This window comes from Ruegeria sp. HKCCD7221, assembly GCF_013031225.1.
Lineage (GTDB): Bacteria > Pseudomonadota > Alphaproteobacteria > Rhodobacterales > Rhodobacteraceae > Ruegeria.
This window is the reverse complement of sequence record NZ_WPZE01000024.1, coordinates 1-1,281: the sequence shown is the minus strand read 5'-3', so window position 1 is coordinate 1,281 and position 1,281 is coordinate 1. Positions and strand designations below refer to the sequence as shown.

Here is a 1,281-nt window from a genome sequence, read left to right as displayed (position 1 = left end):
TAATGAGCACAATCATCGACATCCACGCCCGGGAAATTCTTGACAGTCGGGGCAACCCGACGGTTGAGGTGGACGTGATTTTGGAAGACGGCACGATGGGCCGGGCGGCGGTGCCGTCGGGGGCCTCGACCGGCGCCTATGAGGCGGTGGAAAAGCGCGACGGGGACAAGGCGCGCTATATGGGCAAGGGCGTGCTGGAAGCTGTCGCTGCAGTGAACGGTGAGATCGCCGAAGAACTGGTTGGCTTTGACGCGACCGAACAGGTCGCCATTGACCAGGCGATGATCGAACTGGACGGGACCGAGAACAAGGGCCGTCTGGGGGCAAACGCCATTCTGGGTGTCTCGCTGGCCACGGCCAAGGCCGCAGCCGATTTCACCACGCAGCCTCTGTATCGCTATGTCGGCGGCACGTCGGCGCGCGTTCTGCCCGTGCCGATGATGAACATCATCAATGGTGGTGAGCACGCGGACAACCCGATCGACATTCAGGAATTCATGATCATGCCGACCTCGGCCGCGAATATTCGCGAAGCGGTGCGCATGGGGTCCGAGGTGTTCCACACGCTGAAACGCGAACTGTCGGCGGCAGGTCTGGCCACTGGCGTCGGCGATGAGGGGGGCTTTGCACCTAACATCGCATCCACACGCGAAGCGCTGGATTTCATCCTGCAATCCATTGAAAAGGCAGGCTACAAGCCGGGCGAGGAAATCCACCTTGCCCTGGATTGCGCCGCCACCGAGTACTACAGGGATGGCAAATACGTTCTGTCGGGCGAGAATATCTCGCTGACTTCCGAGGAAAACGCCGAGTATCTGGCGGCGCTGGTCAAAGACTATCCGATCATCTCAATCGAAGACGGCATGTCCGAGGATGACTGGGACGGGTGGAAGGCCCTGACCGACGCCATCGGCGACAAGGTCCAGCTTGTGGGCGACGACCTGTTTGTGACCAACCCCGCGCGTCTGGCCGAAGGGATCGAGCGCGGCTGCGCGAACTCGATGCTGGTCAAGGTGAACCAGATCGGATCGTTGACCGAAACCTTACGCGCCGTCGATATGGCCCACCGTGCCCGTTATACCAACGTGATGTCGCACCGCTCGGGTGAGACCGAGGACGCCACCATCGCCGATCTGGCCGTGGCAACCAATTGCGGCCAGATCAAGACCGGCTCGCTGGCGCGGTCGGACCGGTTGGCCAAGTACAACCAACTGATCCGCATCGAGGAATCGCTGGGCGAGGTCGCCGAATACGCTGGGGCTTCGATCCTGAAGCGGTGAA

The 1,281-nt window shown here is 61.4% G+C and carries 1 protein-coding gene; it reads left to right on the top strand.

Annotated features, from left to right (window positions below; all coding sequences use genetic code 11):
• Window positions 1-2: 2 nt before the first annotated feature.
• Window positions 3-1,280: a phosphopyruvate hydratase gene (eno, locus tag GOX73_RS20590; RefSeq protein WP_171126153.1), complete on the top strand. Its 1,278-nt coding sequence runs from the start codon at window positions 3-5 to the stop codon at window positions 1,278-1,280.
• Window position 1,281: the final 1 nt, after the last annotated feature.

Coding starts and splice junctions, on each gene's coding strand:
- eno (WP_171126153.1), top strand. CDS start 3: ATGAGCACAATCATCGACATCCACGCCCGGGAAATTCTTGACAGTCGG.